This window comes from bacterium, from assembly GCA_024742285.1.
In the GTDB taxonomy this organism is placed as follows: domain Bacteria; phylum Myxococcota_A; class UBA9160; order UBA9160; family UBA4427; genus UBA4427.
The window spans coordinates 19329-42812 of sequence record JANSYR010000026.1 but is presented as its reverse complement, the minus strand read 5'-3'; the positions used below and the strand labels follow the sequence as shown (position 1 = coordinate 42812).

Here is a 23484-nt window from a genome sequence, read left to right as displayed (position 1 = left end):
ATGCGGAATTCCACGAGAGCAAGCGGGCGGCGGATCATGAGGCACGCGGCGCGGCTGGGCGCCATGCGGTCGAGGGTGCAGACCATGGGCAACGAGCTGCTTGCCGGGCGCCACACCCGGGCGAGGGTGGCGTGTCTCGTGATGACCGCGAGCTTCGGCTGGACGGCGGCGGTCCACGCAGAGGTGCGTCCCTATGTCGCGGACCCGGACACGGATCTGCTGTATTCGTTCGAAGAGCCGATCGGTTCGATCAGCGACCCCGGCGATCCCTTCTACGTGGTCGACGAATCGACGAATCAGCTCGATCTGAGAAACAGCGGGGGTTCGAGCCCCTTTCTCGGCACACCGGGACCGTCCGGTCTGGGCCGCGCCCTGACGGCCACCGACGCCTATCGCACCTTTCGCGGCTACACGTCCGACGTGACCGACGCGTCGCTCATCGCGGTCGACGAGTTCACCGCCGAGGCCTGGGTGCGCAACGTGGCGCCGGACGCGGGGGGACAGGCGACCGTCTTCACCGTGCACACGAGTGACTCCGTGGCCGGGCCGCCCACCTCCTTCAACGAGCTGGTCCAGCTTCAGTTCGTCGAGGAATCTCCGAGCGGAGAAACGCGGCTCCGATTGCTCTACTTCTCGTCGGGTGGGGCGGAGCAGGTGTTCTCGGACGTGCTTCCGACGCTCCTACCGGACGTGTGGTACCACGTCGCCGTCACGTACGAGGGAAACGCGCCGGGTCTGGACGACGGCGTCGCCCGCTTCTACCTCGACGCGGAGACGGATGCGGGTTCGGATCCGCTTCGACCGGGCACGCTGCTCACGACCGTGTCCGGTCTGGCGGACGTCACGCCCTTCGACGGCGCAGCCAACGGCGACATCCTCATCGGCTATACGCTCCTCGGGAGCACGCGCGCTCTCGGCGGTGAGCTGGACGAGTTTCGCTACTCCTCGGCCGTGCGAACGGAGTTCGAGCTGGCGTTCGAACCGCCCGCGAACGTTCCCGGCCTCGGGCTCGTCGGCGGCGCGCTCGCATTGCTCGCGGCCGGAGGACTCGGGGCGCGAAGTCGGGCTGTGGCGCGGGCGCACCCTGAGAGTCCTTCGCGGTCGAAATCGGCGAGCGAGACGCCGATCAGCCGAACACGATCTCGGCCAGCCCATCCAGATGCACGAGATCCGGCGTGGTCGGGACGAAGATGAACTCGTCGCACCCGATGTCCTCGAAGCGCTTGACCGTATCCCTGATCGCTTCCGGCGTGACGGTTCGGACGGCGGCGAGCAGCTGGTCGACCTGGCCGGGAAGGACGTTCGGGTAGTACTCCCGGAAGTACGCCTCGAGGTCTTCCGCGGCGCGCGGGCCGGCCGAGTAGTAGCAGCCGCAGACGAGGCGCGGCTTGCCTTCTCGCTCGGACTCGCGCCAGGAGTCTTCGGCGACGTCGAACATGCCGCGGGCCTCGACCGGGTCCGCGCCGAAGCTCCAGGTCACGACGCCGTCGCAGAAGGGGCCGGTCCGACGGAGCGCCTTGTGGCCATTCGATCCGAGCAGGATCTCGGGGCCGCCCGGGCGGACCGGGGCGGGGCCGATCGCGCGGGTTCCCTCGACGAGGGACTCGCCCTTGAAGAGCTCACGGATCGTCCGGAGGCTCTCCTCGAAACGCTGACCGCGACCTTCGCGCGGGATCGGCGCGACGTCGTAGTCGTCGAGGGGCGTGCCCAGGCCGACGCCGAGGGAGAATCGCCCGCCCGAGTAGTCGTCCAGGCTGAGCGCCTGCTTGGCGACGACGCCGGGCGGATGGATCGGCAGGATGATCACGTTCGAGAGGAGGCGGATCGTGTTCGTGACGCTCGCGGCCGCCGTGAGCGACAACACCCAGTCGTAGCCCGAGTACGTCAGGCGCTCGCCCATGCAGAGCGAGGCGAAGCCCGCCTCTTCGGCGCGCCTCGACCAATCGAGGACCAGGTCCCGGCTCGTGCCGCGCAGGTTGGTGGGTAGACCGACTCCGACTTCCATCGTTTCTCCCGTCTCGTTCGAGGTCGGAGTGAACGCTAGCGCTCGAACGGCCGCGGCGACGGCCCGGATCGGCACGGCAAAGACGCTCGCGGTCGTCCGGCGCGGCTGCGATCCTGTCGGCTCGGACAGCAAGGAGAAGATCCATGAGCGCGATCACCGAGAGCTACATCGAGATCATGAACCTCGTCTACGCCTACCCGGAGCGGATCGACGCGGGGGACTTCGAGGGGGTGGGCGAACTCTTCGCCGACGCGGTCTTCGAGACCGAGGGGGGCGAGCCGCTCGTGGGCGCGAAGGCCGTCCAGGAGAATTTCGAGCGCTGGACGCGCCGCTATCCCGACGACGGCACGCCCCACACGCGCCACTGTGTGATGAACCCGATCGTCGAGATCGACGAGCCCGGGAACACGGCGGCCGTCCGCTACTACGTGACCGTCTTCCAGCGGACCGACGCCTTCCCGCTCCAGCCGGTCTGGGCCAACCGCTACGAGGACCGCTTCGTCCGCGAGAACGGGAAGTGGCGCTACGCCCACCGCCGCGGCTTCGGACACCTGCCCGGCGACGTGCGCGCCCACCTGCTGGACACGCCGCCGCAGGTCGACTGATGGCGACGGAGGGGAAGGGCGACGACGAAGGGGAAGCGCCCGAGAGCGAGCGCCCCGTCGATCTCGACAGCGCCGGCGTCTACTACGTCAGCCTCGAAGAGTTCGGTGGCTCGTGGGCCGGACTGCGGCGCGTGGGCGACGCGGAGACGGACGCGCCGCCCGAGGCGGCGTCGCCCGGGCGGCCGTCGTCTCCGAGTCCCGCGTCCTCGGCTAGCCGACGAGATACTTGATGTCGGCGTGGAAGGTCGGGTAGGCGTAGACCCGCTCGCGGAGCTCCGACGCCTTCATGCCCTTCTCGATCGCGAGAGCGAAGGTGTGGATCGTCTCCTCCGCGCCGTGGCCGACCAGGTGGGCCCCGAGGATCCGGTCCGAGCCGCGTTCCACGAGGACCTTCGCCCAGGCGGTCTCCTCGGCGTGGGTCCGCGCCGAACGCCATTCGCGGAGGTCGTTCACGTGGGCGTCGAAGGCGAGCCCGCGCTCTCGGGCCGCTTCTTCGGTCAGCCCGACCGTCGCGACCGACGGGATCGTGTAGATCGCGGCGGGCTGGTAGCCGTACTCCGCGGCGATCGGCGTCTCGTGGGTCAGGTTGTACCCGACGACGCGTCCCTCGTAGCTCGCCAGCGGCGAGAGCTGAGGCACGCCCGTCAGCGCATCGCCCGCGAAGTAGACGTCGGGGTTCTCGAGACTCCGGAGCGCGTCGTCGCGCTTCACCTGGCCTCGATCGAGGGTGATCCCGGCGAAGTGCAGGTCGAGCCTGGAGAGGTTGGCGACGCGACCGGCACCGTTCGCGGCGACGGTGCTCGAGATGCGTCGCGGGGATCCCTTCCGGGTCCGGTAGTCGATGTCGATGCCGTCCCGGGTCGCGGCCACGCGTTCGATCGAGACGCCCGACTCGATGTTCACACCGAGCTTGCGCGTCGCGTCCTCGATCACCCGCGCCGCGTCGGCGTCGAGCGCGGGCAGGACCCGGTCGGCGACCTCGAGGAGCGTGACCCGCGTCCCCGCGCGCGCCAGGACATGGGCGAACTCGAAGGCGATCACGCCGGCGCCGACGAAGCTGATCGACTCGGGGAGCGCGGCGAGCTCGAGCAGATCGTCGCTCGTGAGCAGATGCTCCGCGCCCGGGATCGGGAGCGGGCGAGGGGACGAGCCGGTCGCGACGACGAAGCGCTCCGCGCGGAATTCGCTTCCTTCGACACAGACCGCGTTACGTTCCACGAAGCGTGCCGTTCCGCGCACGAAATCGATTCCTCGTCGCTCGAGGCTCGCCTCGAACTCGGCGGGGACGCCATCGACGAAGGTCTCCTTCCGTTCGATGAGGCTCGGCCAGTCGAGCGTCGCCGGTCCGACCGCGATCTGGTGGGACGAGGCGCGGGCGATCGCGTCGAGGGCCTGCGCCGCGGCGACGAGCACCTTCTTGGGGACGCAGCCTCGGTTCGGGCAGACGCCGCCGGCGTCCTGCGCTTCGACGATCAGCGTTCGAAGTCCTGCTTCCTGCGCCGCGCTCGCGGCGGCCATGCCCGCGTTGCCCGCGCCGAGCACGATCACATCGTATTCGTTGGTCATGTCCGATTCTCCTCGTGGTTCGTGGAACTGACCAAGCAGGAGTCGTGCCAATCGCCTCGGGCTCGAATATCCTTTGGATTCGCGCCGCCTTCCGCGCGACGGACGATCCGTCGCCACGAGGACTCGTCGTACAACGACGAATCGTCGCCCTGATGAGGATTCGATCGCGATGCAGGCCACGACGCTCGAGCTCTACGAATCGATCCAGGATCTCCTGCTCGATCTCGCGGGGCAGCGAGAGCTCGGAGCGCTTCTCGAACTCGTCGTGAAGCGCCTCGCGGCGATCGACGAAGTCGCGCTCGCCCGGGTCTGGCTCGTCCGGGAGGACGAGGCGGATTCGAAGCCCTACCTCCAGCTCGTGGCCTCCGCGGGTGCGCCGCTCGACGCGAGCAGCGGAGAATGGAGCCGGATCGACGGCGACTTCTCGCGCTTCGCGATCGGCGAGCGGAAGGTCGGGAGCGTCGCCGAGAACTCCGCAACGGTCTGGGTCCGTGATACCCGGGAGGACTCGTCGTGGATCTCGCGACCCGAGTGGGCGGAGAAGGAAGGCATCCTCGGCTTCGGCGGGCAGCCGCTCGTCTTCCGGGGCGAAGTCCTGGGCGTGCTCGGCGTCTTCACCCGTGAGGTCCTCGCCGAGGCGCCGCTCACTTCTCTCCGGGTCGTCGCCGACCACGTCGCCGCGGCCCTCGCGACGGCCCGCGCCTTCGAGGAGAACGCCCGTCTCCGCCAGCAGCTCGAAGCCGAGAACGAGTACCTGCGCGAGGAGATCGAGGACGCGCAGGCCTTCGGCGACATCCTCGGCGTGAGCCCCGCGATCCGGGACGTCGCCCAGCAGATCCGCCAGGTGGCGTCGACCGACGCATCGGTCCTGATCCTGGGCGAGTCGGGCTCGGGCAAGGAGCTCGTGGCGCGCGAGGTCCATTGCGCCAGCGACCGCTCGGAACACCCGCTCGTTCGCGTGAACTGCGCCTCGGTTCCGAAGGAGCTCTACGAGAGCGAGTTCTTCGGTCACGTTCGCGGAGCGTTCACCGGTGCCGTCAAGGATCGCGTCGGCCGCTTCGCCGCGGCGGATGGAGGCACGCTCTTCCTCGACGAGGTGGGCGAGATCCCGCTCGAACTCCAGAGCAAGCTTCTGCGTGTCCTGCAGGAGGGGCAGTTCGAGCGCGTCGGCGAGGACCGGACGCGAACCGTCGACGTGCGGATCGTGGCCGCCACGAATCGCGACCTCGCGGTCGAGGTCAAGGAGGGCCGCTTCCGCGAGGACCTCTACTATCGGCTGAACGTGTTCCCGATCCAGGTTCCGCCGCTCCGCGAACGCCGCGAGGACATCCCGCTCCTCGCCGAGCACTTCCTGGCGCGACTGACCCGGAAGCACCGCCGCCCCGCCGAGCTCGACGAAGCCAATCGCCGCGCGCTCGCGGCCTACGACTGGCCGGGCAACGTTCGCGAGCTCCAGAACGCGATCGAGCGCGCCGTCATCACGTCGCAGGCGGGCGCGCTCACGTTCCACTTCCCGGGCGCGCCTTCCGCGGCCGCCTCCCCCGAAGTGGAAGCTTCCGGTCGCGTTCTGACCGACGCGGAGCTCCGGGACATCGAGCGACGCAACCTGCTCGCCGCCGTCGAGCAGGCGGAGGGGCGGATCTACGGCCCCGGCGGCGCCGCCGAGCTCCTCGGCATGAAGCCGACGACCGTGACCTCCCGGCTCGCGAAGATCCGCGAGCAGGAAGGCGCCTGACGGCCTCCGCCGGCGGACGTCACATGTAGCGGTGCGGGATCGCGCACAGCGCGAAGTAGCCCCCCGCGATCGCGCCGCCAACGAGCTGGCGCCAGAGCTCGGCGTCCGGGAACGCGAACTGCGCGTAGAACGGACCGACGAGCGGGCCCGCGATCAGACAGACCGTCGGCAGCGGGTTCTCGCGAACCCAGGTCTTCACTCTTCCTCTTCGATCGGGCTCCTGCATTCGAGCATCCTCCTCGAACATCCCTGAGAGCAAGTCGCGTGCCGAGCGCTCGATGGCTCCTGGACGCTCTCCACCGGCGAGCCTCGGGGCGCGCCACGAAGGCGCGTTGTGGCCGCGGCCCGACAACGGCCTTTCGGTGCGCCACGACGGGTCGTCGTCGCATGCGGCGCCAGGTGGCGTTTCACGCCTGCTCGGGGCTGGCACGGGCCTTGCTCTATCGAAGATCGCGCTCGTTCCGGATCGGGCGGGAGACCCGCCCCGAAGAGGAGGTTCGACATGCGAATCGGTCTCGGAATCCTTCTGGCTCTGACCCTCTCTGGCCCGGCCTTCGCTTCGGGCGACGCGTCCCCGGTCGCCGAGGGCGACGACGCGTCCGCGCAGGCGATCATCCACACCTTCGAGGAGGCCTCCCCGGCGCGCGAGGCGAGCCCGGCTTCACCGAGCGTGGCTCGGGAGGCGGGGGCGGAGCTCCCCGTCCTCCATCCAGGCGGCGATCCGCTCTTCCATCTCGACGATGACGCGGTGGACGTGTTCTCCCTGCGGCGGTCTTTCACGCCTCGAAACGTGCTCGAAGCCTGTCTCGAGTCCCGGGACGCGCGTTGCATCGGCGTCGCCGGGCCCCGGCTCGGAGGGGAGATCGGGCACGGCCTCGTACAGCGGCCGGCTTGCCGCGTGCGTTCGGACGGCACCCCTTCACACGCGGAGGCCGTCGCCCGGGCTCGCGTCTTCGAGCGTCAGGCGCCGTTTCTGCTCGCGATCCCGATCGACGGTGTGAAGACCCGACCGATCGAACGCGCCTCGACCTGCTGAACCCGCTCCGAAGCGCTGCTTCGAGGAGACCGTCATGGACGAATCCCGGCCCCCGCTCCCGCCCTTCACCGCCGAGTCCGCTGCCGAGAAGGTCCGTCTCGCCGAGGACGCGTGGAACACACGCGATCCCGCCCGCGTGGCCCTCGCCTACACGGAGGACAGCGAGTGGCGAAACCGCTCGGAGTTTCTCCGCGGTCGCGCCGAGATCGTGCCGTTCCTCGAGCGGAAGTGGTCGCGCGAGCTCGACTATCGACTGATCAAGGAGCTCTGGGCGTTCGCGGAGAACCGGATCGCCGTCCGCTTCGCCTACGAGTGGCGAGACGACGACGACGAGTGGTTCCGCTCCTACGGAAACGAGAACTGGGAGTTCGACGAGCGCGGCCTGATGCGGCGACGGATCGCGAGCATCAACGACCTCTCGATCACGAGCGCCGAGCGCGTCTTCCTCTGGCCGCTGGGGAGCCGCCCCGAAGGTCATCCGGGCCTGGGCGCGCTGGGCCTGTGAACCCACCAAAACCATCTTCTTGGAAGGATTCATCTGATGTCTCAGTTCACGATTCTCCGCATCGATGCGAGCGCGAGGACATCGCGATCGCTCTCTCGAAGTCTTGCCGACGATTTCGTTCGAGGCTGGCAGGAGCGCCGTCCAGGTGACCGCATCCTGCTGCGCGACGTCGGGGTCGCTCCGCCGCCGCCGGTCTCCGAGCCGTGGATCGATGCGGCATTCACTTCGGACTCGGAGCGGACGCCTCGGCAGCGGGCGGTACTCTCGCTCTCCGACGAGCTGATCGGAGAGGTGCGGCAGGCGAATCTGCTGCTGATCGCGTCGCCCCTGTACAACTATGGGATGCCCGCGAGCTTGAAGGCGTGGGTCGATCAGGTCGTCCGCGTGCAGGAGACCTTCAGCTTCGATCTGGCGCGCGGCGACTGGCCGATCGAGCCGGTCCTCGAGGGGAAGACGCTCGTGCTGCTCACCTCGAGTGGCGAGTTCGGATTCGCGCCGGGCGGCGTGCGAGCCGAGCACGACCACCTCACACCCCATCTACGCACGGTCTCCCGCTACTTCGGCGTCGCCGAGATGCACCGCGTCGCCATCGAGTACCAGGAATTCGGGGACGACCGTCATCGTCGATCGGTGGAGGCGGCCCACGTCGAAGTCGGTCGGCTCGTCGACCACCTCTCGCGACACGTCACCTCCGAAGCCGCATGAAACGCGTCAGTCGATCGGCTCCGGTGCGGCCCAGATGTCCGCCGGCCACGGATCCTCGGTCGAACCGAGCTTCTCGTACTGCCGCTTCTCGGACAGGAAGGCCTGGGCGCGACCGAACCCTTCGCGGTTCGAAGTCTCGAAGCAGGGACGAAGCGTCTCCCGCGCCGCCTCGCAGGCGGCTTCGTCGTCGTAGTCGGCGTCCTCGTCGGCGTCGGTCTCGACCATGGCCCAGGCGAGCGCCTCGATCAGGTCCTCGGTCGCGTGGTGGTCGTGAACGACGTGGATGCGGTCCTGGAGACGCTCCCACTCGAGGGCGGAGAGGCCGCAGTCGGAGAGCCAGGCGTTCCGGACCTCGTCGTCGATGAAGCAGGTCATCGCGCCGCGCCACAGGTCCTGGATCAGCTCGATCGACGCCTCGCTCGGGGGCGTCTGGCCCGACAGCTCGGCGATCCGTTCGATCTCGGACCGGAGGACGCCGCCGCGTGCGATCCGCCAGTCCATCTCCTGCGCGTAGAACTCCGTGTAGACCTCGACGAATTCCTCGGGAGAGGAGGGGGTCGCCTCGAGGCCGATGGCTTCGTGGGCGAGCCGGCCGTGGAGCGCGGCCGCGTAGCCCGCCTCCGTGATCTCCGCGTCGACGCGGAAGAGCTTCGCGTGGAGCGGGCGGTCCATTCCGGTCTCGGGTGCCGTCGAGACCGTGACCGAAGTCCCGTCGAGGAATTCCTGGAACGCATCGGCCCAGAGTCCGGCCTCCGGATGGTCGTAGAGCGCGACCCAGGTGCCCGCTTCGCGGTTCCACATCGCGCGCAGCCGCACGCCTTCCATCTCGCGGATGTCGAAGTCTCCGACCGGCGTGTAGCCGATGGACTCGAAGTCGGCGGTCGCCGCGTCGATCGTCTCGCGGTCACTCCACTCGGGCGCCGCGTTGGCGTCGAGATGGATCCGGAAGGGCGGGATGCCTCCCGCCTGGACGAGCCGTGCGATCGAGTCGCAGAAGTCGCCGAGCTTCCGCTTGAGGAAGCCGAACCCGAGCACGACGAGAACGAGGACACCGAGGACGACGCCGGCGGCGACGAGCAGGATGGTCTGCATGGGGACCCTTCCGATCCGTTCGCTCCCGAACGGACTCGGGAGAGAGGTCCAGTCGGAATCGGTCGAACGCTCCAGGTGACTGACGACACGACGCGGAGATGCCGATCGGCTGCGGGCTCGCTGCCGGGCGGTCACGCCCAGCTGTCGGAAACCGGGTCCCGGGTCCTCGGTCAGCCGCGGATCGGCTAGCTCACCTCGGCCGCGTCGAGCTCCGCCGCGATCCGTTGGAACGTCGTGTAGAGCTGGGTCGCGATCGGGAAGCCGGCGTAGTGGGCGAAGTGGGCGGCGAACTCGCCCATCTCTTCGCGCGAGAGGTCTCCGCTCTCGAGCGCCGATCGGACGTGAACCTCCATCGCCGTGGCCGCCCCCGTCATGGCGATCGTCGTCAGCGTGATGAGGCGCCGCTCCTTGCGCGTCAGCCCCGGTCGCGTCCACACGTCCCCGAAGATGTGGTCGAGGGTCGTCTCCTGGAAGAAGTCCGGCGGATCCGGGGCAGGGAACCCGTTCACCTCCTCGAACATCGCCTTCGCCCTCGATCGCCGCGCGTCGTCGCTCATCGAATTCGCCTCCTCGACCGGGGACGGTAGGTGGACCCGGGGCGGCGGGGCAATCGCGCCCGCCGTCCGGGTCGTCGCTAGGCCGCGTCGATCACGCGCCGTCCGACGCGCCCGCTTCGCCGGCTCCGGACGGACGCGGCGAGCTCGCGGAGGAGGCCGTCGGTCTCTTCGAAGCCGATGCAGGCATCGGTGATCGAGACTCCGTACCGGAGCTCCCTGCCGGGCTTCCAGTCCTGGCGCCCCTCTTCGAGGTGGCTCTCGAGCATGATCCCGAGGACGTCGTTCGAGCCGTTCCGGATCTGCCGGGCGACGTCCCGGAGCGCTTCGCCCTGGAGGGCGGGGTCCTTCTTCGAGTTGCCGTGGGAGCAGTCGACCATGACCCCGCGCTTGTCGAGCTTCTCGGCGACGGCCAGGACGCTCTCGCGGTCGTAGTTCGTACGGCCGCCCCCGCCGCGCAGCACGACGTGGGTGTCGGGGTTGCCGGCGGTCTTGACGACGGCTGCGGTCCCGTCCGCGCGGACCCCCAGGAAGGAATGCGGCGCACTCGAAGCGGTCATCGCGTCGATCGCGACCTGGTGTCCCCCGTCCGTTCCGTTCTTGAACCCGACGGGCATGGACAGACCGCTCGCCATCTCGCGGTGGGTCTGGCTTTCGGTCGTGCGGGCACCGATGGCAGCCCAGGCGATCGCGTCGGCGAGGAACTGCGGCGCGAACGGATCGAGGAACTCGGTCGCGCAGGGGAGGCCCAGGTCGTTGACCTCGAGGAGCAGCTGCCGCGCGAGGGCGAGGCCTTCGTCGACGTGACACGAGCCGTCGAGGCGCGGGTCGTTCACCAGCCCCTTCCAGCCGACGGTCGTCCGCGGCTTCTCGAAGTAGGTCCGCATCACGACGATCAGCTCGCCCTCGAGCTCCTTCGCCAGCGGAACCAGGCGCTGCGCGTACTCGATCGCCGCCTCGGGGTCGTGGAGCGAGCAAGGGCCCACGATCGCCACGAGGCGGTTCGGATCGCGTCCGTGCATCGCGTCCCGGATCGCCGTCCGGGCGCGCAGGACCGTCCGCGCCCCGTTCGTCGAGATGGGATGGGCGGTCTTCAGCTCTGCCGGAGTGGGCAGGGGGTCGATCGCCGTCAGGTTGCGGTCTTCCAGGGAACTCATCGGAATCTCCGTGCTTCGTCTCGGCCGCGCCGTCCGTGCTTTCCGGCGTCGGCGAGGCCCGAAAAAGAAACGGCCCCGAGAGGTCTGTCCTCTCGGGGCCGTGAAAGCTTCGGTGGCCGTCTTCTCTTCGGTCTGTCCTGCGCTTCTCGCGTCTAGACCTCTGCTCTGAGACGGGCGCATCCTTCCACGGCCCCTTCCGCGGCGCCAAAGGCATACCAGCCCCGGGCGTCCATAAAGAAGGGATACGAAAAGAAGGTCGCCGCCATGGCCGGGTGTATACACCCGGCCGTCGGAGCGGGCAAGCGAGCGCGCCGAGGCGCGCCTGAGCGCCGTCTCATCCGGCCGCCGCCGCGTTCCAGCCCTCGACGAGCTGGGCGCTCTCGTGGATCGCGCCCTCCTTGACGGCATCGGCGATCGGGAAGGGCTCCGGTCCCTTCGACTGGACGTCGCGCCAGGACTTCGTGAGCTCCGTGCCGCCGCCCTTCGCCTCGAGCGCCCAGTCCTCGACCATCGTGAAGACCGTGTTCTCCTCGATCCGCTCGCGCGTGAACGGCGCCTCGAGACCGAAGGCGGTCGAGACCTTCACGACGACGACCGCGTCCGTCGTCTCCGCCTCGACGACCTCGAGCATCGACACGCCCATCTCGCCCCGGCACCAGATCGCGCGGCCCGGCTCGAGGACGCCGCCCTCCACGGGCTGCGGGAAGTAGTCGAGGATGCGGTCGGGCGTCATGATGAAGGCGCGGACCTGCTCCGGGGTGGCGTTCAGCTGCATGACTTCGGTGTGGACGAGACTCATTGCGTTCCTCGGCGGACGGGGGTGATTCGGGGCGATCGAGCGTAGCCGGTCGGACGTCGGTGTCGCACACTCGCGCGATGCCCCTCGATCCTTCGATCTGGTCCGATCGCTCCTTCGGCCCGGCCGCCTTCTCGCTGGAAGGCCGGGTCGCCCTGGTGACCGGCGCGGCTGCAGGGCTGGGGCGCGCGACGGCCCTCGGGCTCGCGCGCTGCGGGGCCGACGTCTCGATCTGTGATCGGGACGAGGCGGGGTTGGCGGATTGCGCGAGGTCGATCGAGGCCCTCGGGCGCCGCAGTCACTCGGCGACGATCGACGTACGCGAAGAGCAAGCCGTCGACGCGTGGGTCGAGGCGGCGGTAAGCGCACTCGGTTCCGTCGACGTGCTGGTGAACAACGCGGGGGGTGGCTTCTGGTCTCCGTTCCTCGACGTGAGCGCGAAGGGAGAGCACGCCCTCGTGCGCGAGAATTTCGGGACGGTGACCGGGTGCATCCGTGCGGCCGTTCCGCACATGCGCGCGGGGGGCTCGATCGTGAACGTGACGAGCGTCGAGGCCCACCGTGCCGGGCCGGGCTTCGCCGTCTACTCCGCCATGAAGTCCGCGGTCGCGAGTCTGACGAAGAGCCTCGCCCTCGAGCTCGCGCCGCGGCGGATCCGGATCAACTGCATCGCCCCCGACATGATTCCGACCGGCGGGATCGACGCGGTGGGCGGGGATGCGGATCCGGGGATCCCCGGGATCGAGCCGACGCCCTGGCCCGAAGCCGGACATCCCGACGACTGCGCCGCCACGGTCGTGTTTCTCGCGAGCGACGCGTCGCGCTTCATGACCGGCTCGACGATCCACCTCGACGGCGGGACCTGGGCGGCGGGCGGCTGGAAACGACGGGACGACGACGGGTTCGCCCTCTAGAAGATCGAGACAAGGAGAACACGATGCACGCCTTCCTGACCCACATGCGCGCCAAGCCCGGACAGCGCGACGAAGTGATCCGCCTGACGACGGGCATGCTCGAACAGACCCAGGGCGAGGACGGGATCCCGGTCTACGTGTTCTCCACCGCGCAGGACAGCCCCGACGACTTCTACTTCTACGACATCTACGAGTCGGAGGAGGCGCGCAAGGCCCACGAATCGACGGACAAGTTCCGGGAGACGATGCCCGCGCTCATGCAGGTCGCGGAGCTGGTCTCGGTCACGCTCCTCGATCCCTACGGTCCGATGAAGATCACGCCGCCCGGGAGCTGAATCGCGTCAGACGACGAAGTCGGCGAGCCAGGTCTCGAGCGGGACGTGGAACCCCGACGCGTTCTTGTGGCCGCCGCCGCCGTAGCGCACGGCGACCTCGGACACGTCGAGGTCGCCGATCGAGTAGATCGTCGCGAAGACCTCTGCCCCCTCGACCCGATAGACGATCCCCCACTCCTTGCCGTAGGCGGCACGCTTCGCGATCTCGTGGCCGATTCGGGACCGGTTGATCGAGGCGTTGACGCCTTCGATCCGTTCGTTTCCGAGGGCGATCGGGCGGACGTGCTCGAGGCGGCGCGCGATCTCCATCCGGTTGGCGCGCAGGATCGGCTCGCCCTCGGCCACGAGCCGCTCGACCGGCCAGGTGGCGAGGCGGTCCCAGGTCTCCCAGTCGCGGGGATAGGAAGCGATCGCGGCGTTCACCGCTTCGGAGTCGGGCAGGGCCCAGTTCCAGAGGTCCTGGTCCTCGATGTAGCGGAGCAGGTCCGGCGTCTCGGTCTCCGGATGGAAGGCCTGCCAGGCGAGCACGGACCCCGAGTGGCCCATGTCGAAGTGGAGGACGTGGCCGTCGGCTTCGTACTCGTTGACGACGCTCGGGTCGCTCGCGAGGCGATCCCGGGCGGTCACGTGGTGGTCGAGGATCAGGACCTGGGCGGCGACGTCCGCGAGCGCGCGGAGCTCGTCCTCCGCCGGGGCGATGTCGACGAAGGCGACGAGGGCGTCCTCGTGGTCGGCGAGGGTGACGCGATCGTCGTGGTTGCGCGCGATGTACCACGCGTCGTCGCCCCACGCCTGGCGGACGGACCACGCCGCGCCGAATCCGTCCGGACAGCCCGCGTGATAGATGCAGCGTTTCTTCAAGTCGGTGGTTCCGCCGAGTCCGGTCGGGCTTCGTCACGGGAGGTCGGAAGAGTGTAGCGGCCCGGAATCACAGGGGAATCGCCGGGATTCGATGACGCCGGGTGGGGCGCGAGCTAGCTTCCGCCCGCCCCTGGAGTCCGGATGTTCCACCCCATCGAACGAATCGCCCTCGCGGCCCTCGACCGGCCCGCCCAGGCCGCCGAGTGGCTCCGGATCGTCGATGGTCTGCACGCGGATCCGGGCTTCTGGTGGCTCGACAGCGCCCTCGAAGCGGGCCGGCTGGGTCGGACCTCCTTCGCCGGAACGGACCCCTACCTGCGGCTGTCGGCGCGCGTCGAACGAGACGGCGACGCGCTCGTCGAGATCGACGTCCAGCGAGGCGTGCGCGCCGGCCTCGATCGCGGGTACCACCGCGTCGAAGCCGATCCGATCGAGACCGCGCGCGCGCTCCTTCCGCGTGCGGACTCCCTCGTGTACTCCACGCGGACCTCGAGTCGTTCCGGCAATCGACGATGGCACGAGGTCGCGGGACTCTCGGCGGGGCTCGACCTGCCGTTCCTGGGCGGCGCGGTCGGGTACTTCGGCTACGAGCTCGGGAGCGCCATCGAAGAGCGGATGCACTTCGGCAATCCCGACGACGTCGGTCTCCCGGATCTCTCCCTGGCCTTCGTCGATCGCGTGCTCGCCTACGACCACGAAGCGGAGCGCCTCTGGGTCTTCGGTCTCGGCTTCGGCGACGCGCGGTCGAGCGACGGCGCCGGACCGCGCGAGACGGCGATCGCCCGCTCGCGGCACGTGGTCGACGAGGTGGCGGCCCGGATCGAGTGGATCCTCTCCGAGGGGCCGACACCGAAGCGTGTTCCCAAGCCGCTCCCGCCCCTCGAGCTCGAGATCGATTCGACGGTCGACGCGAGTGGCTACGTGAAAGCGGTCGACACGGTTCTCCAGGAGATCGGGAAGGGGAACGTCTACCAGGCGAACTTCAGCCAGCGCCTCTCGGTTCCGGTCTCGTCACCGCCCTTCGATCTCTACCAGCGGCTTCGCGACCACAATCCGGCGCCCTTCGGCGCCTACCTCTCGCTTCCGGAGGCGACGATCCTGTCGAGTTCGCCGGAGCGGTTCCTGCGCGTCGACCAGGCCCGGCGGGTCGAGAGTCGCCCGATCAAGGGCACCCGGGCGCGCGGCGCCGACCCGGAAGAGGACGACCGGCTCGCTCGGGATCTGGCCGCGAGCCTGAAGGATCGCGCCGAGAACCTGATGATCGTCGATCTCGTGCGGAACGATCTCGGGCGGGTCTGCAAGCCCGGCTCGATCGACGTGCCGGAGCTCATGAAGATCGAGACCTATGCCGCGGTCTTCCAGATGGTCTCGACCGTGGTCGGCGAGCTGGCGACCGGACGCGATGCCTTCGATCTCGTGCGCGCGACCTTCCCGCCGGGCTCGATGACCGGCGCACCGAAGCTCGCGGCGGTTCAGCTCCTCGAAGAGCTCGAATCCGTCCGACGCGGGGTCTACGCCGGGGCGCTCGGGTACTTCGACGTCCGCGGTGGACTGGACCTGTCGGTCGTCATCCGGACGATCGTCCACGACGGAACGCAGGCCCACCTCCACGTGGGCGGCGGGATCGTCGCCGACTCGAAGCCCGAGGCGGAGTACGTCGAATCCCTCGACAAGGCCAAGGCGCCGCTGGCCGCGCTCGCCGCGCGCCCCCGCGCCACGTGAGGATCTACGTCGACATCGACGACGTCCTCGCGCGGACGATCGAGTCCCTGATCGATCTGCTCGACGAGACCCACGGCCGCCGTGTCGAGGTCGAGGAGGTCCGGCACTTCGATCTCGAGAAGTCCTTCGCGCTCGACGAGGCGGAGATCCGGGCGTTCATGGCGCGCGCCCACGAGGACGAAGTCCTCGAGCGGATCGAGCCCGTCGGCGAAGGCGTGCGGACCGTCGGCGACTGGCACGGAGCCGGGCACGAGGTCCATCTGGTGACGGGCCGTCCGCCCGCGTCCAACGCCGCCTCGCGACGTTGGCTCGCGCGCTACGACGTGGCCCACACGGCCCTCCATCACCTCGACAAGTGGTCGCGGCCGACCTGGAACGAAGCGGGCCTGCCGGCGCTCCGTTTCGACGAGCTTCGGACGATGGAGTTCGACTTCGCCGTCGAAGACAGCCTGGATACGGCCGTCCGTCTCGTCGAGGAGTTCGACCTGCCGGTCGCGCTCATGGATCGGCCCTGGAATCGGGATCTCTCCCGGGTGCCCGCGTCGACCCGGTCGCGCCTCACGCGCTGCATCGGATGGGGATCCGTGACCGGCGTGATCTCGACGCTTCGCTAGGCGAACGTCATCCGCCCGGCCCCTCGGCGGCGCGAACGAGGGCGGCCAGGCCCGATACGATCGGCGTGTCGACGCCCGCCTCCTGCCCGAGTCGCTCGACCGCTCCGCACAGGGCGTCGATCTCGGTCCGTCGTCCCGCCCGCAGATCCTGGAGCATCGACGATTCGTGCTGGGCCGTCGGTGGGATCAGCACGTCGTGGAAGTGCTTGGTGTACGCCCCGGCCTCCGACCAGCCCACCGGGATCTCCGCGACCTCGAGGACGGCGAAGATCTCGCGGATCACGCCGTCGACCAGCCGCCGCGTCGTCGGGTCCTCCGTCAGCTCGCCGTAGCGTCGTCCGGTCAGCGCCCCGATCGGGTTGAGCGCGCAGTTGTAGAGCATCTTGCCCCAGAGGACGGCGCGCATGTCCGCGGTGGTCTCGGCGGGGATTCCGCCGCGGGAGACCCGGTGGGCGAGGGCGTCGAGGCCGGGGACGGAACCCGGATCGACGCCGAAGACACTCCCGAAGGCGATGGGGGACGCGTGGGCCGTGACTTCGACGCGGCTCGGACTGCGCCGGTGGAAGCCGGTGATGACGCGCGCGTGGAAGAGACGCTCCCGGGGCCAGAAGGGCAGGAAGGGCGCTTCGTTGCCCCAGCCGTTCTGGCATAGGACGATGCGGGTCGTATCGGGGAGGGACGCATGGAGCGGTGCGAGCGCTTCGGCCACGTCCGCGGACGCGAAGGCCTTGGTGCAGACGAGGATCCACTCGGGCGCCACGTCGACCAGGGCGGCCGGGTCCCGGCTCGGCGCGAGCCCGCGCGCGGGGACGTGCCGTTCGCCGAAGATCCCGGTTCGCGTGAGGCCATCCCGTTCGATCGCAGCGATCGTCTCGGGATCGCGTCCGACGATCAGGAGGCGCTCGCCTTCGCGCGCGAGGCACGTGGCGAGCCCGAGGCCGACGGATCCTGCTCCCCAGATCGCGATGTCCAACGTCGTCCCGCCTTCCTCCCGAGTGCCCTCACCGGCGCACCGGGCGGGCTAGTCTTGCACGAACCGTCGGGTCGGGGGAGTCGAGAGGGAATGCGCGGAGTGGAGAGGGCAATCGAACGTCGAGGGCGTCAGGGGCTCACCGTCCTCGCTCTCCTGATCGCGACTTGTTTCGCGCTCGCTCCCGCGGTGATTGCAGGGCCGCTCCACGAAGGGCCCGGCGGTGCGGATCCGCTCGCCGCGCTCACCCCGGCCCAGCGCGCCGGCGCGAAGGCGCTCGGCATGGCGCGCGCCCACCTCGACGCGGGCCGGATCGCGAAGGCGCGCGCGACCCTCGCGCACGTGCGTCCCGCGGAAGCGCTCGCCGGCTACGCGGAGCTGCTTCGCGTGCGGATCCTGATCGCAGAAGGGCGCGGGGACGAAGCGGTTCGCGTCGCTTCGAGCGCGCTCGAGGACCCGATGGCGGCGAAGAGCGATGCGCTGCGCGCGGCGCTCGGCGTGCTGCGCGGGGAGGCGCTCGCGATGGGCGGGGATCCGCGGGGCGCCGAGCTCGCCTGGAACGCGGTGCTCGGAGAGGCCGGGCCCGAGGATCAGGCCGTTCGCGAGTCGATCCAGCTCGCGATCGTCGAGTCGCGCCAGCGAACCGGCAGCCTCGAGGCCGGCGTCGATCCGCGCGTATTGCTCGATCGAAACTTCGGGGACGTCGCGGTCGCGACCGAGCAGGTGCCGGCCTCTCTGCTCGCCGGGCCGGTCGTGCTCGAGCGCGCGCAGGCCGCCCTCGAGGCGGGCCATCCGGGCGAGGCGCTCGAGCTCTACGAAACGGCGATCGCGAAGACCCTCGATCCGTCGCAGGTGCGCCGTGCGAAGATGGGCCGGGCGCGGGCGCTCTTCCGCGAACGCAAGTACCCCTCCGCTGCGAAGGCGTTCGGATCCCTCCTTCCCGATGTCGAGGCCCGGTTCTGGCGTGCCCGCAGCCTGGCGCGGAGCGGAGACGTCGACGGGTCCCTCGAAGAGTTCGCACGCGTGGCCGAGGGGGACGATCGCGAGCTCGCCAGCTGGGCGCTCTATCTGGCAGGGACGCTCTACGAGGATCGCGCCGAGATGGATCGCGCCATCGACCGGTTCCGTCTGGCCGCGGCGATCGACGTGAATCCGAAGCGGACGCGACTCGCGCTCTGGCGGGAGGGCTGGGCGCAGTTCAAGACGGAAGCGTTCGGCGATGCGCGGGACACGTTCTCGGTCCTCGTCGAACGGACCGACGATCCGATCGCCGCGCTCCGGCCGACCTACTGGCGGGCACGTGCGGCGGGAAGGGCGGGGGACCGGAAGGCGGAGCGAAGCGGGCTCGAAGCGCTCGCCCGCGACTTCCCGCTCACGTACTACGGCTGGCGCGCCCGCGAGCGACTCGGCCTCGACGACGGGGGGCTCGCGCCGGAGGGGCGAGCGCTCGCGGAGGGGACGCGCCGGATCGACGACGAGACGATCGAGCGCGCGGCCCTGTTGATCGAGGCGGGGCTCGACGACCTCGCCCGGGACGAGCTGCGCTTCGCCGCGAGGCGGGTGCGCGGCTTCCACGACCGCACGCAGGTCGGCGTCCTGCTCGCGCGGGTCGGCGACTACCACCGCGCGAACGAGCTCGTGGTGATCGCCTACGCGGATTCGCTCGCCCGCGGACTCCAGCCCGGACGCGAAGCCCTCTGGTGGCTCGCCTGGCCGCCGGCCCACCGCGAGACGATCGAGGCGGTCTTCCCGGCGGAGGCGTCGATCGAGCCCGCGCTCGTCCAGGCGATCATGCGCGAGGAGAGCCACTACCGCGTCGACGCGCGCTCCTCGGTCGGCGCGCTGGGTCTCCTCCAGCTCATGCCCTCGACCGCGACGCAGCTCGCCCGCCAGCACGATCGCCCGGACTTCGAGGTCGAGGACCTCTTCGACCCGGAGACCAACATCGCCCTCGGCGCGCGTTATCTCGACCAGCTGGCCCGCCGTTTCGACGGACGACTCTCCGCAGCGATCGCGAGCTACAACGCGGGACCGCGGCGGGTCTCGATCTGGCTGCAGGGCGACGCCGGGAAGCTCGAGGACGACGTCTGGGTCGAGAACATCCCCTACGACCAGACGCGCGCGTACGTGAAGCGCGTTCAGCGGAGCCTCCACGTCTACGAGCGCTTCTACCGCTAGCCGGACCGCGTGGTCTCCGGTCGAGCCAGCGCCTACCGTTGGACGGCGAGGAGACCGAGGCTCTCCTCGCGAGGGAGAGCATCCATGTCCGAGCTGAACTACGACGAAGCGGTCGCGCGCATCACCGGTCCCGGGAGCCCCTTCGAGCTCGCTCTCGAGGACGTGCGCGGGGTCCGAATGCCCGTGTTCAAGAACCGACCGCGGAACCTGCGCGAAGTACTCGTGAATTCGCTCGAGCACGGAGACGCCGATCTCGCGATCTGGGACACCGGCGAGCGCTGGACCTTCGCGTCGCACGAGCGCATGGTCGCTTCGGTCGCCGCCGCGCTCGCAGAGAAGCACGGGATCGGACAAGGCAGCCGCGTCGCGATCCTCGCCGCGAACTGCCCCGAGTGGATCCTGACCGCCTGGGGGACGCTCGTGCTCGGCGGCACGGTCGTCGCGATGAACGGGTGGTGGCAGGGTGACGAGATCGAGTACGGCGTCGAGCTCGGTGAGCCCGACGTCCTCTTCGTGGACCGGGGTCGCCTGAAGCGGTTCGAGGGCAAGGACTTCGGGGTTCCGACCGTCCTCTTCGAAGACGCGTTCGACGCGTACGTGAACCACGACCAGGGGGCGCCGCTTCCGGACACGCCGATCGACGAAGACGACTGCGCGGCGCTCATGTTCACGAGCGGGACGACGGGACGGCCGAAGGGGGCGATGATCTCCCACCGCAACTTCATCGCCTTCCTGCAGATCAACTTCTGCAATGGTGCGGTCAAGTTCATGATGAACCCGCCGGGACCGGAGGCGCAGAACCTTCCGCCGCTGGTCGGGATCGCCTCGAATCCGCTCTTCCACGTGTCGGGGTTCCAGAGCGGTGCGCTCATGGGGCCGGCCGCCGGAATGAAGTCCGTGTGGACGACCGGGCGATTCGACGAGGAGAAGATCTTCCGTCTGACGGAGGAAGAGGGCGTGACGCGTTGGGGCGGGATCACGACCCAGCTCTGGCGGCTGCTCGAGCATCCTTCCTTCGACCCGAAGCGATTCGCGCACGTGCGATCGGTCGGCGGCGGCGGCTCCGCGTTCTCCCCCGACCTCCAGCGCACGATCCGGGAGAAGCTCCCGAACGCCGCGAAGGACTTCAACGTCGGGTACGGCCTGACCGAGTGCGGCGGGCTGTGCTCGATGGCGCTCGGCCCGATGCTCGCGGAGCATCCGGATACGGCCGGCCGGACCCTGCCGGGCAACGACGTGGCGATCTTCGACGACGAGGGCAAGCGCCTGCCGGACGGGGTCGACGGCAATATCTGCGTTCGCGGCCCGAACGTGATGCTCGGCTATTGGCGAAACGAAGCGGCGACGAAGGAGACCTTCTTCGACGACGGCTGGCTGCGCACCGGGGACATCGGACAGATGCGCGACGGTCTGCTCTTCCTGGCCTCGCGTAAGCGCGACATGATCATCCGCGGCGGGGAGAACATCTATCCGCTCGAGATCGAGAACCGGATCGACGACCACCCCGCCGTCGAGGAGGTCGCGGTCGTCGGCGTCGAGCACCGCACGCTCGGCCAGGAGGTGAAGGCGATCGTCCGCCTGCGAGCCGGGCAGACCCTCGACGAGCAGACGCTCAAGGACTTCGTCGCCGAGACCCTCGCCTACTACAAGGTCCCGACCTACGTGGAGTTCACCGACGAGCCGCTCCCGCGCAACGCGACGGGGAAGGTCCTGAAGGCGGTGCTCACGGGCGAGGCGGAGAACACCTTCGAGGAGTAGGGCGCCGCGCGATCGGCACGTTCGGCTCGAGAATCCGAACGCCGAATTGCCCGGCGGCCTCGCGTGTCGCGTCTCGTTCCGGCGCCTCTGGCTACCGAACTCGGCCGTTTCGCAGGGTCTCCCTCGACGCCGATCGCCTGCCGCGGAATCGGGTATGCTCGCGCACCCATTCCAACCCGCGCACGGAGAATCGCTCGATGTCCACTGGCCCCCTCGCTGGCGTGAAAGTCCTCGAAATCCAGGGCATCGGCCCCGGCCCCTTCTGCTGCATGATGCTCGCCGACATGGGGGCGGACGTCGTGCGAATCGATCGCGCCGGCAACGTTCGCGAGATGAGCGGGCCGTCGAAGGACGTGCTCGCCCGAGGACGTCGGAGCGTCGCGGTCGATCTCAAGTCGCCCGACGGAATCGAGACCGTGCTCAAGATGGTCGAGCAGGCGGACGTGATCGTCGAAGGCTTCCGGCCGGGCGTGATGGAACGCCTCGGACTCGGGCCGGACGTCTGCCTCGAGCGCAACCCGAAGATCGTCTTCGGTCGCATGACGGGCTGGGGGCAGGAAGGTCCGATGGCCCACGCTGCCGGCCACGACATCAACTACATCGCCCTCGCCGGGGCCCTCGAGGGAATCGGCCGCCAGGGCGAGAACCCGGTGCCGCCCCTCAACCTGGTCGGCGACTTCGGCGGTGGCGGCATGCTCCTCGCGTTCGGCGTGGCCTGCGCGTTGGCGGAGCGGGCGAACTCGGGGAAGGGGCAGGTCGTCGACGCGGCGATGGTCGACGGCGCATCGACGCTGATGGCCTTCTTCTCGGGGATGAAGGCCATGGGCGGTTGGGGCGACGGCGGTCGCGGGACCAACCTCCTGGATACCGGCGCCCACTTCTACGAGACCTACGAGACGAGCGACGGGAAATTCATCTCCCTCGGTTCGATCGAACCCCAGTTCTACGCGGAGCTGATGGACAAGCTCGGCCTCGCCGACGACAAGAACGTGCCCGCCCAGATGGACCGGTCCGGCTGGCCGCTCCTCAAGGCCCGCTTCGAGACGCTCTTCAAGACGCGGACCCGGGATCAGTGGTGTGAGCTGATGGAGGGGACCGACATCTGCTTCGCCCCCGTCCTCTCGTTGGACGAGGCGCCGGACCATCCGCACATCAAGGCGCGCAAGACCTACGTGGATTTCGCCGGCGTGGTCCAGCCCGCGCCGTCGCCGCGCTTCAGCCGCACCGAGGCGACCCTCGAGCGTGTGCCGCCCCACCCGGGCGATCAGACCGACGAGGTCCTCGGCGACTTCGGCTTCTCGAACGAAGACATCGCGAAGCTGAGAGACGCCAAGGCCATCGCCTGACGCGCCGCTGGCCGCTGGCGACACCCCGCCTAGCCTCGTTCCGGTTCGGACGCCCGTACGCGGATCTGATAGAGTCCGCCACGGTCGGTCGGCCCGGACCGGTCGCTTGGAGGGGTCCTCGTGAATCCGAAGTTCGCCATCATTCTTCTCGCCGCGCTGCTCGTGCTCATGTTCGGCCAGCGTTTCCTGCACGCCGTGCCCGCTGGCCACGTCGGTGTCGCGATCCTCTTCGGTGAGGTCCACGACGAGTCCTATCCCGAAGGTCTCCACTTCGTGAACCCGCTCCTCTCGTGGAAGGACCTCGACGCTCGCCAGGACACGTACCAGCTGTCGAAGATGGAGGTCCCGACTCGCGATCAGCTCCTCTCGACGGTCGACCTCTCGATCCAGTGGCGCCTCGACGCGACCCGCGCCGCCGAGATCATCCGTGATACCGGCGACAAGGAGCGCCTGAAGGACGTCCATCTCAAGCCGACCGTCCGGTCGCTGGTGCGCGAGCTCGGCACGACCGTCGAACGCGCAGAGGACCTCTTCAAGGACGAGGTCCGCGTCGCCCTCGCGGCAGAGATCCAGAAGCAGCTCTCCGAGTACGTCGCGTCGAAGGGCATCCTCGTCGAAGAGGTCCTGCTCCGGAACATCAACTTGCCGCTCGTGCTCGCCGAGGCGATCGGCCGGAAGAAGGAGCGCGAGCAGGAGGTCGAGCGCCAGCGTGCCGAGCTCGAACGCGTGAAGCTCGAGCAGGAGCAGCAGGTGGCCCAGTCCGTCGCGTCGCGTCGCGCCGCGGAAGAAGACGCCAAGCGACTCCGGATCCTCGCCGACGCGAAGGCCTACGAGATCGCGACGATCAACAAGGCGGCGTCCGGGAACCCGGCCTACATCCAGCTCCAGAGCCTCGAGGCCCTCAAGAAGATGGCCGAGGACCCGGCGGCGAAGCTCTACTTCATGGACTCGAACTCACCGTCGCCGCTTCCGCTTCTGAACCTGGGCGGCGCCGGCAAGTAGTCGCCTTCGACAGGCCGGAGGATCGCCC

The 23484-nt window shown here is 69.3% G+C and carries 23 protein-coding genes; 14 read left to right on the top strand and 9 right to left on the bottom strand.

The window, feature by feature from the left end; all coding sequences use genetic code 11:
* Positions 1 to 84 precede the first annotated feature (84 nt).
* Positions 85 to 1194: a LamG domain-containing protein gene (locus NXI30_28120; GenBank protein ID MCR9098105.1), complete on the top strand. Its 1110-nt coding sequence runs from the start codon at positions 85 to 87 to the stop codon at positions 1192 to 1194.
* On the opposite strand, the gene NXI30_28115 is transcribed toward NXI30_28120, so the two are convergent.
* Positions 1127 to 2005: an LLM class flavin-dependent oxidoreductase gene (locus NXI30_28115; GenBank protein ID MCR9098104.1), complete on the bottom strand. Its 879-nt coding sequence runs from the start codon at positions 2003 to 2005 to the stop codon at positions 1127 to 1129. The genes NXI30_28120 and NXI30_28115 overlap by 68 nt on opposite strands.
* Positions 2006 to 2148: 143 nt before the next feature.
* Here NXI30_28115 and NXI30_28110 point away from each other — a divergent pair, with 143 nt between their 5' ends.
* A complete protein-coding gene (locus NXI30_28110) occupies positions 2149 to 2610 on the top strand; it encodes a nuclear transport factor 2 family protein (protein ID MCR9098103.1) in 462 nt (153 codons plus the stop codon).
* 210 nt (positions 2611 to 2820) lie between these two features.
* Here NXI30_28110 and NXI30_28105 read toward each other — a convergent pair whose 3' ends face one another.
* Positions 2821 to 4176, bottom strand: a complete 1356-nt coding sequence (locus tag NXI30_28105) for an NAD(P)/FAD-dependent oxidoreductase (protein MCR9098102.1) — start codon at positions 4174 to 4176, stop codon at positions 2821 to 2823.
* Between the two features lie 169 nt (positions 4177 to 4345).
* Between NXI30_28105 and NXI30_28100 the strand changes: the two genes are divergently transcribed.
* On the top strand, positions 4346 to 5911 hold the full coding sequence (locus tag NXI30_28100; protein MCR9098101.1) for a sigma 54-interacting transcriptional regulator: 1566 nt from the start codon (positions 4346 to 4348) through the stop codon (positions 5909 to 5911).
* Between the two features lie 19 nt (positions 5912 to 5930).
* Here NXI30_28100 and NXI30_28095 read toward each other — a convergent pair whose 3' ends face one another.
* Positions 5931 to 6137, bottom strand: a complete 207-nt coding sequence (locus NXI30_28095; GenBank protein MCR9098100.1) for a hypothetical protein — start codon at positions 6135 to 6137, stop codon at positions 5931 to 5933.
* 276 nt (positions 6138 to 6413) lie between these two features.
* On the opposite strand from NXI30_28095, the gene NXI30_28090 reads away from it, so the two are divergent.
* The 3 genes from NXI30_28090 to NXI30_28080 are packed head-to-tail and all read left to right on the top strand — an operon-like array spanning position 6414 to position 8157.
* Positions 6414 to 6947 (top strand): hypothetical protein, encoded by a 534-nt coding sequence (locus tag NXI30_28090; GenBank protein MCR9098099.1) that lies wholly within the window; start codon positions 6414 to 6416, stop codon positions 6945 to 6947.
* A gap of 34 nt (positions 6948 to 6981) precedes the next feature.
* Positions 6982 to 7452 carry a nuclear transport factor 2 family protein gene (locus NXI30_28085; protein ID MCR9098098.1) on the top strand — a complete coding sequence of 157 codons (471 nt, stop codon included), beginning with the start codon at positions 6982 to 6984 and terminating at the stop codon, positions 7450 to 7452.
* Positions 7453 to 7488: 36 nt separating this feature from the next.
* Entirely contained in the window at positions 7489 to 8157 is a 669-nt protein-coding gene (locus NXI30_28080) for an NAD(P)H-dependent oxidoreductase (protein MCR9098097.1), read from the top strand.
* A 6-nt stretch (positions 8158 to 8163) separates the two neighbouring features.
* Here the strand turns inward: NXI30_28080 and NXI30_28075 are convergent, their stop codons facing one another.
* The 4 genes from NXI30_28075 to NXI30_28060 form a co-directional block, all read right to left on the bottom strand.
* Positions 8164 to 9249 carry a hypothetical protein gene (locus tag NXI30_28075; GenBank protein MCR9098096.1) on the bottom strand — a complete coding sequence of 362 codons (1086 nt, stop codon included), beginning with the start codon at positions 9247 to 9249 and terminating at the stop codon, positions 8164 to 8166.
* Between the two features lie 185 nt (positions 9250 to 9434).
* Positions 9435 to 9806, bottom strand: a complete 372-nt coding sequence (locus NXI30_28070) for a carboxymuconolactone decarboxylase family protein (GenBank protein ID MCR9098095.1) — start codon at positions 9804 to 9806, stop codon at positions 9435 to 9437.
* A 77-nt stretch (positions 9807 to 9883) separates the two neighbouring features.
* The gene (locus tag NXI30_28065; GenBank protein MCR9098094.1) at positions 9884 to 10966 is read right to left on the bottom strand and encodes a 3-deoxy-7-phosphoheptulonate synthase; all 1083 of its coding nucleotides are present in this window, start codon (positions 10964 to 10966) and stop codon (positions 9884 to 9886) included.
* Positions 10967 to 11294: 328 nt separating this feature from the next.
* Positions 11295 to 11759, bottom strand: coding sequence for a hypothetical protein (locus NXI30_28060; GenBank protein ID MCR9098093.1), 465 nt, complete (start codon positions 11757 to 11759; stop codon positions 11295 to 11297).
* Between the two features lie 77 nt (positions 11760 to 11836).
* Here NXI30_28060 and NXI30_28055 point away from each other — a divergent pair, with 77 nt between their 5' ends.
* Both NXI30_28055 and NXI30_28050 read left to right on the top strand, forming a co-directional pair.
* Positions 11837 to 12670, top strand: a complete 834-nt coding sequence (locus NXI30_28055) for an SDR family oxidoreductase (GenBank protein ID MCR9098092.1) — start codon at positions 11837 to 11839, stop codon at positions 12668 to 12670.
* Between the two features lie 23 nt (positions 12671 to 12693).
* On the top strand, positions 12694 to 13005 hold the full coding sequence (locus NXI30_28050) for an antibiotic biosynthesis monooxygenase (GenBank protein MCR9098091.1): 312 nt from the start codon (positions 12694 to 12696) through the stop codon (positions 13003 to 13005).
* Positions 13006 to 13011: 6 nt separating this feature from the next.
* On the opposite strand, the gene NXI30_28045 is transcribed toward NXI30_28050, so the two are convergent.
* Positions 13012 to 13866, bottom strand: a complete 855-nt coding sequence (locus tag NXI30_28045; protein MCR9098090.1) for a hypothetical protein — start codon at positions 13864 to 13866, stop codon at positions 13012 to 13014.
* A gap of 141 nt (positions 13867 to 14007) precedes the next feature.
* Between NXI30_28045 and pabB the strand changes: the two genes are divergently transcribed.
* Both pabB and NXI30_28035 read left to right on the top strand, forming a co-directional pair.
* Positions 14008 to 15588 (top strand): aminodeoxychorismate synthase component I, encoded by a 1581-nt coding sequence (gene pabB / locus NXI30_28040; GenBank protein ID MCR9098089.1) that lies wholly within the window; start codon positions 14008 to 14010, stop codon positions 15586 to 15588.
* Positions 15585 to 16202: a hypothetical protein gene (locus tag NXI30_28035; GenBank protein ID MCR9098088.1), complete on the top strand. Its 618-nt coding sequence runs from the start codon at positions 15585 to 15587 to the stop codon at positions 16200 to 16202. Before pabB ends, NXI30_28035 begins: the two co-directional genes overlap by 4 nt.
* Before the next feature lie 7 nt (positions 16203 to 16209).
* Here NXI30_28035 and NXI30_28030 read toward each other — a convergent pair whose 3' ends face one another.
* Positions 16210 to 17175 (bottom strand): 2-dehydropantoate 2-reductase, encoded by a 966-nt coding sequence (locus tag NXI30_28030; protein ID MCR9098087.1) that lies wholly within the window; start codon positions 17173 to 17175, stop codon positions 16210 to 16212.
* Between the two features lie 99 nt (positions 17176 to 17274).
* Here NXI30_28030 and NXI30_28025 point away from each other — a divergent pair, with 99 nt between their 5' ends.
* The 4 genes from NXI30_28025 to NXI30_28010 all read left to right on the top strand — a co-directional run bounded on the left by NXI30_28025 (position 17275) and on the right by NXI30_28010 (position 23456).
* Positions 17275 to 19350 carry a transglycosylase SLT domain-containing protein gene (locus NXI30_28025; protein MCR9098086.1) on the top strand — a complete coding sequence of 692 codons (2076 nt, stop codon included), beginning with the start codon at positions 17275 to 17277 and terminating at the stop codon, positions 19348 to 19350.
* An 84-nt stretch (positions 19351 to 19434) separates the two neighbouring features.
* Positions 19435 to 21108 carry an acyl--CoA ligase gene (locus NXI30_28020; protein ID MCR9098085.1) on the top strand — a complete coding sequence of 558 codons (1674 nt, stop codon included), beginning with the start codon at positions 19435 to 19437 and terminating at the stop codon, positions 21106 to 21108.
* A 197-nt stretch (positions 21109 to 21305) separates the two neighbouring features.
* Positions 21306 to 22454 carry a CoA transferase gene (locus tag NXI30_28015; protein MCR9098084.1) on the top strand — a complete coding sequence of 383 codons (1149 nt, stop codon included), beginning with the start codon at positions 21306 to 21308 and terminating at the stop codon, positions 22452 to 22454.
* Between the two features lie 120 nt (positions 22455 to 22574).
* Positions 22575 to 23456, top strand: coding sequence for an SPFH domain-containing protein (locus NXI30_28010; protein MCR9098083.1), 882 nt, complete (start codon positions 22575 to 22577; stop codon positions 23454 to 23456).
* Positions 23457 to 23484: the final 28 nt, after the last annotated feature.